This is a genomic window from Succinivibrio sp. (genome assembly GCF_045124615.1).
Lineage (GTDB): Bacteria > Pseudomonadota > Gammaproteobacteria > Enterobacterales > Succinivibrionaceae > Succinivibrio > Succinivibrio faecicola.
In genome coordinates this window covers 1-6,507 of the sequence record NZ_JBGVMC010000341.1, presented here as the reverse complement: position 1 = coordinate 6,507, position 6,507 = coordinate 1, and the positions used below count along the sequence as shown (strand labels likewise).

Below are 6,507 nucleotides of genomic sequence, written 5' to 3'. Positions count from 1 at the left end.
AAAAAATAAAATTAGAAAAAGTTCACAGTTTTATAAAAATGTAAACGTTTACGGTATTGTTTGTACTATTATTAGGTAAAACAGTTTTATTAACAGATATTGATTCGTAGGGAGTATTTTTAAATGAGATTCTTTTTAGATACAGCTAATGTTGAAGATATTAAAAAGGCAAACGATTTAGGTGTTATCTGCGGTGTAACAACCAATCCATCACTGATTGCTAAAGAAGGTCATGATTTTAAAGAGACCGTAAAGGAAATTGCTTCAATCGTTGATGGTCCTATCTCAGGTGAGGTAAAGCCAACTACTCTTGATTTTGATGGTATGATGAAAGAGGCTCGCGAAATTGCGGCTATTCATAAGAACATGGTTGTAAAGTTACCAATGACAGCAGAAGGCTTAAAGGCCTGCAAGCAGTGCAAGGCTGAAGGTATAAAGACAAATCTTACCTTAATCTTTACTGCAAATCAGGCTTTACTTGCAGCTAGAGCAGGTGCAACCTATGTTTCTCCATTCGTAGGACGTCTTGATGATATTTCTGAGGATGGACTTGAACTAATCAGAACCATCTCAGAGATGTTTGCTATCAATAACATTGAATCACAGATTATCTGTGCCTCTGTTAGAAATCCTGTTCATGTAACTCAGTGTGCTCTTGCAGGTGCAGACATTGCAACTGTTCCTTACAAGGTTATCGAGCAGATGATTCATCACCCTCTGACAGATCAGGGTATTGAGAAGTTCCAGGCTGATTACAAGAAAGTTTTTGGTTAATCAAAAAAAGTGTGATATACCGGCTAATGCCGGTATATTAAACTTGAGACAACCTCTTCAATTGAAGTACACTTCACTGTATTAAATTGGAGATACTAACTTGCAATCATTCAAACTAAAGATATCGCTTATCCTTGTATTGCTTGTTCTTGGCGTTGCCTTTATATATAGAGCAGGTATATATGTTACAGGCAAGTGCGCTAACAGAGCTCTTGCAGCAATTGTCTACAAGGCAAATCTGTTCTTAGAGCACGAGTACAAAACGGATCTGCTTTTATACAAGACCACTGTAAGTTATAAAAAGATTGATGAAAGCTGGGATCATCAGGTAGGTTTCGTTGAAATTGATATTCCTGATATTGAAAAGCGTTATCAGATAATTGTTAAGACTGAATACAATTTTTTAAATCTAGAATCAAAGTTTCAGATTGAACCTCTTTTAAGAGATTTTACTGTTAAAACAGGACTGTTAAAGGAAAGTATCAGCAATGAGGCTTTAGTACATGTAAAACTAATTCCTTTATCAGTAAGAGCAAGATTCTATCTGCAGGCACCTTACTCAGACAGAATCATAGAGCAGGGGGTTGTAAAGAAGTACAACGGAAAGAATTCTAACCTGACTATTGATTATAGATTTTTACAGAGTGCTGATACTAGAAAAACAGTTGCAGGAGAATTTGATAACCTGTTTTTACCAGGTTTAAGTGCTGACAAATTCTTCTTTACAATGACATATGATCAGCAGGATGATTTGCAAAAGCCGCTTTTTGCAAGAGTTTATGCAAAACAGCTAGTTACAGAAAGTGAAGTGCTTCAGCAGTTCAAATCTTTTGATGTTTCACTTGTTCCTTACAGATTCGATAAATTTAATAATTTCAATCTGAAGATTAAGGCAAAAGGAGACTTAAAATACGGTAAGGGTACTTTTGAAGGATCGCTTCGTTATCTGAACATGAATGAGCTTAAGAATCTTGATCTGTCATGGCCTGAGCTGATATTAAGACCAATGCTGATAAACAAGGCTACAATATATCAGGCTGTGAAACTTGATATGAAAAAACTTGAGTATCGATCACAGTTTGTTAAAGATAACAAAAATGTAATGTATAATGCTATGGCTAATGGCTACTTGACTATTCCAAAGCATAGCAGAGGTATAAACCCAGTTTTAAGTCATCTTGTCGGAAAGATAAATGTAAAGTTCGACAAAATGAATGATGCCGGATTTGAATATATAAGTTCAATTGGCGATGAAGTTTTAGTAAAATCAAAGGATACCTATCACACTTGTATAGAACTAAATGATGGTAAGGTAATCTTTGACGATCAGGTTAATTAGGTTTTGTTTTCAAGGAGAAAATATGTCAGATTTCAGAGAGCTAGCTAACGCAGTGCGTGCATTGAGCATGGATGGTGTTCAGAAAGCAAATTCAGGTCATCCTGGTGCACCTATGGGTATGGCTGATATGGCTGAAGCATTATGGCGTGGTTTTATGCATCACAACCCAAAGAATCCTAAGTGGGCAAACCGTGACCGCTTCGTTTTATCAAACGGCCATGCTTCTATGCTTATTTACTCCTTATTACACCTGACTGGTTACGATTTATCATTAGACGATTTAAAGAATTTCCGTCAGTTCGGTTCAAAGACTCCAGGTCACCCAGAGTATGGTGAGGTTCCTGGTGTTGAAACAACAACCGGTCCTCTTGGCATGGGTATTGGCAATGCTGTTGGTATGGCACTTGCTGAGCGCTTATTAGCTTCAGAGTTCAACCGTGAAGGTTTTGATATCGTTGATCACTACACCTATGTATTCACTGGTGATGGCTGCTTAATGGAAGGTATTTCACATGAGGCTTGCTCACTTGCAGGTACCTTAGGTTTAGGTAAGCTTGTTGTTCTTTATGATTCAAACGGCATTTCAATTGACGGTGAGGTAAAGGGCTGGTTTGCTGACGATACTAAGAAGCGTTTTGAAGGCTATGGCTGGCAGGTTATCGAAATTGAAAACGGTAATGATGGCAAGCAGGTACGTGCTGCAATTGAACTTGCACGTGCTGATAAGAACCGTCCATCAATTATTATCTGTCCTACAACAATCGGTTTTGGTTCACCTGCAAAGGCAGGCTCTGAGAAGTCACACGGTGCACCTTTAGGTGAGGATGAGATTGTTGCAACTAAGAAGGCTTTAGGTTGGAACTATGGTCCATTTGAGGTACCTTCAGACATCAGATCACAGTGGGATGCAACAGAGCAGGGCGCAAAGCTTGAGAAAGCCTGGAACGATCTGTTTGCAGCATACAAGGCTAAGTACCCAGAGTTAGCAGCTGAATATACACGCCGTATGGAAGGCAAGCTACCTGCTGACTTTGCAGCAAAGACCAAGTCATGGATTGAGCAGTTACAGAAAAATGCAGATCCTAAGGTTGCTACCCGTAAGGCTGGTCAGTTAGCTTTAGATTTCTTCGGTTCACTTCTACCTGAGCTTGTAGGTGGTTCTGCTGACCTTGCTCCTTCAAATCTGACTGTAAACAAGGAATCAAAGTCTGTTCTGCCTGGTCATCTAGAGGGTAACTACATTCACTGGGGTGTACGTGAGTTCGCTATGGCTGCAGCTATGAACGGTATGTTACTTCACGGTGGCTTCCGTCCATATGGCGGTACCTTCTTAATCTTCTCTGACTATGCTAAGAATGCTCTTAGAATGTCAGCTTTAATGAAGATCCCTACATTATATGTATTCACCCACGATTCTATTGGTGTTGGTGAGGATGGTCCTACCCACGAGCCAATCGAGCAGATTTCAACATTACGTTTAATTCCAAACTTTGATGAGTGGCGTCCTTGCGATATGGTTGAGACAGGCGCTGCATGGGCATACATGATTGAAAGATTAGACGGTCCAAGTGCAGTAATTTTATCACGTCAGACTCTAGAGCAGATGAACCGTACTCAAGAGCAGGTTGAGAACATCTCTAAGGGCGGTTATGTATTAAAGGACTGTGCTGGTACTCCTGATCTGATCCTGATCGGTACTGGTTCTGAGGTTGCTCTTGCATATCATGCTGCAGAGCAGTTAGAGGCTCAGGGTAAGAATGTACGTGTTGTATCAATGCCAAGCACAGACGTATTTGACCGTCAGTCAGATGAGTACAAGGAGTCTGTACTTCCTAAGGCTGTTCGTGCAAGACTTGCTGTTGAAGCTGGCTGTTCAAACACATGGTTTAAGTATGTTGGTCTTGATGGTGATACCTTATGTCTTGATCATTATGGTGCTTCAGCTCCTGCATCATTACTGTTCAAGGAGTACGGTTTCACAGTTGAGAACGTAGTAAACAAGGCATTAAATCTTTTAAAGTAAGTTTTAAGATTTGATATCTGACAGGGCCGGCTTTAAGCCGGCTTTGCTTTTGTTGTGCAAGATGAAAAATACATCAGCAAAGCTCAATGCAAAAGTGAATGAAATCAATTTTCACCATAATGAAGTCAAAATGAAAAATAGTGAAAAAATGTCTCATTAAAATTGCATTGTTTGACTTATGTGCTAAAATATTGCGATGTAAATGCTAAGTAAAAGTCTAACAAAGACAAATTTTATAACAGAGGAAAACGAACTATGGCAGTTTTAAAGATGGCCGATCTTGACCTACAGGGCAAGAGAGTACTTATCCGTGCAGACTTAAACGTACCTTTAAAGGACGGCAAGGTAGCATCAGACAAGCGTATTATGGCTACATTACCAACCATCAAATTAGCTCTTGAGAAAGGCGCTAAGGTTATGGTTATCTCTCACTTAGGCAGACCTACTGAGGGTGAGTACGCAGAAGAGTTCTCATTAAAGCCAGTTGCAGATTACATTGCAACCAAGTTACCAAACGTATCAGTTCGTTTAGAGAAGGATTACTTAAACGGCGTTGACGTTAAGGAAAACGAGTTAGTAGTTTTAGAGAACTGCCGTTTCAACGTTGGCGAGAAGAAGAACGCTGAAGATTTATCAAAGAAATATGCTGCATTATGCGACGTATTCGTAATGGACGCTTTCGGTACTGCTCACCGTGCTCAGGCAACTACTTACGGTGCAGCTCAGTTTGCTCCAGTAGCTTGTGCAGGTCCTTTATTAGCTGCTGAGTTAGAGGCTTTAGGCAAGGTTATGGACAACCCTGCTCGTCCAATGGTTGCTATCGTTGGCGGTTCAAAGGTTTCAACCAAGTTAACAGTTTTAAACAGCTTATTAAAGGTTTGCGACCAGTTAATCGTTGGTGGCGGTATTGCTAATACCTTCATCAAGGCTCAGGGTAACAACGTTGGTAAGTCTTTATGCGAAGACGAGTTAGTTAACGATGCTAAGGAAATTGCTGGCAAGACCAACATTCCTGCTTTCGTAGACGTTGTTGTTGGTAAGGAGTTCAGCGAGAATGCTGAGGCTACTACTAAGGATTTAGCAGACATCGCTGATGACGACATGATCTTCGACTTAGGTCCTAAGTCAATGGCTAACATCAACGAAGTTCTAAAGAATGCTAAGACCATTTTATGGAACGGCCCAGTTGGCGTATTCGAGTTCGATCAGTTCGCTTTAGGTACTAAGTCAATGGCTGACGCTATCGCTTCTTCAGAGGCTTTCTCTGTAGCAGGTGGTGGTGATACCATCAACGCAATCCAGAAGTTCGGCGTAACCGATAAGATCTCTTACATCTCAACAGGTGGTGGTGCTTTCTTAGAGTTCGTAGAGGGCAAGAAGTTACCAGCAGTTGAAATCTTAGAGAAGAGAGCAGCTGAATAATTCATTTTGTAAAATGCCAGCGTCAGCTGGCATTTGTGTTATGTAAAAGTTTCCTTTTTTATTTTTATAGGTATTTAATCTTATGACTAAGATTTTAGACGTTATCAAGCCAGGTGTTGTTGCTGGTGAAAACTTACAGAAGTTATTTGCTTTAGCTCGTAAGGGTGGTTTCGCTTTCCCTTCAGTTAACTGCGTTGGTACTGATTCAATCAATGCTGTTATCGAGGCTGGTGCTAAGGCTAAGTCTCCTGTAATGGTACAGTTCTCAAACGGTGGTGCACAGTTCATCGCTGGTAAGGGCTTAAAGATGGATAAGCCACAGGGCGCAGCTATTTTAGGTGCTATCTCTGGTGCTTTACATGCTCGTAACGTTGCTGAGTTCTACGGTGTACCTGTAGTTGTTCACACTGACCACTGCGCTAAGAACCTATTACCATGGGTTGACGGTTTATTAGACGCTGGTGAGAAGTACTATGCTGAGCACGGTGAGCCATTATTCTCATCACACATGATCGACCTTTCAGAGGAATCATTAAAGGATAACGTTGCTCTTTGCTGCAAGTATTTAGAGCGTATGTCTAAGATCGGCATGACTCTTGAGTTAGAGTTAGGCTGCACCGGTGGTGAAGAAGACGGTGTTGATAACTCAGATAAGGACGAGTCAGCATTATATACTCAGCCAGAAGACGTAGCATATGCATATGAGGAGTTATCAAAGATTTCTCCAAACTTCACTATCGCTGCATCATTCGGTAACGTACACGGTGTTTACAAGCCAGGTAACGTTAAGTTAAAGCCAACCATCCTACGTGATTCACAGAAGTACGTTAAGGAGAAGTTTGGTTTAGCTGATGAGAAGCCATTAAACTTAGTATTCCACGGTGGTTCTGGCTCATCAGAGCAGGAAATCCGTGATTCAGTATCATACGGTGTTATCAAGATGAACATC

Annotated in this window: 5 protein-coding genes; all 5 read left to right on the top strand. The window is 40.6% G+C overall.

What is annotated here, in order from left to right:
- Positions 1 to 123 precede the first annotated feature (123 nt).
- A complete protein-coding gene (fsa, locus tag ACJML3_RS09065; RefSeq protein ID WP_406022537.1) occupies positions 124 to 774 on the top strand; it encodes a fructose-6-phosphate aldolase in 651 nt (216 codons plus the stop codon).
- A 100-nt stretch (positions 775 to 874) separates the two neighbouring features.
- Positions 875 to 2,113 carry a hypothetical protein gene (locus ACJML3_RS09060; protein WP_406022535.1) on the top strand — a complete coding sequence of 413 codons (1,239 nt, stop codon included), beginning with the start codon at positions 875 to 877 and terminating at the stop codon, positions 2,111 to 2,113.
- A gap of 22 nt (positions 2,114 to 2,135) precedes the next feature.
- On the top strand, positions 2,136 to 4,136 hold the full coding sequence (tkt, locus tag ACJML3_RS09055; RefSeq protein WP_406022534.1) for a transketolase: 2,001 nt from the start codon (positions 2,136 to 2,138) through the stop codon (positions 4,134 to 4,136).
- A gap of 255 nt (positions 4,137 to 4,391) precedes the next feature.
- A complete protein-coding gene (locus ACJML3_RS09050; protein ID WP_406022532.1) occupies positions 4,392 to 5,558 on the top strand; it encodes a phosphoglycerate kinase in 1,167 nt (388 codons plus the stop codon).
- A gap of 82 nt (positions 5,559 to 5,640) precedes the next feature.
- The coding region (gene fbaA / locus ACJML3_RS09045; protein ID WP_406022530.1) for a class II fructose-bisphosphate aldolase at positions 5,641 to 6,507 on the top strand (867 nt) is incomplete at its 3' end.

Bases quoted from the DNA above. Each gene is read 5' to 3' on its own strand.
- fsa (WP_406022537.1), top strand. From the start codon at position 124: ATGAGATTCTTTTTAGATACAGCTAATGTTGAAGATATTAAAAAGGCA.
- tkt (WP_406022534.1), top strand. From the start codon at position 2,136: ATGTCAGATTTCAGAGAGCTAGCTAACGCAGTGCGTGCATTGAGCATG.
- ACJML3_RS09050 (WP_406022532.1), top strand. From the start codon at position 4,392: ATGGCAGTTTTAAAGATGGCCGATCTTGACCTACAGGGCAAGAGAGTA.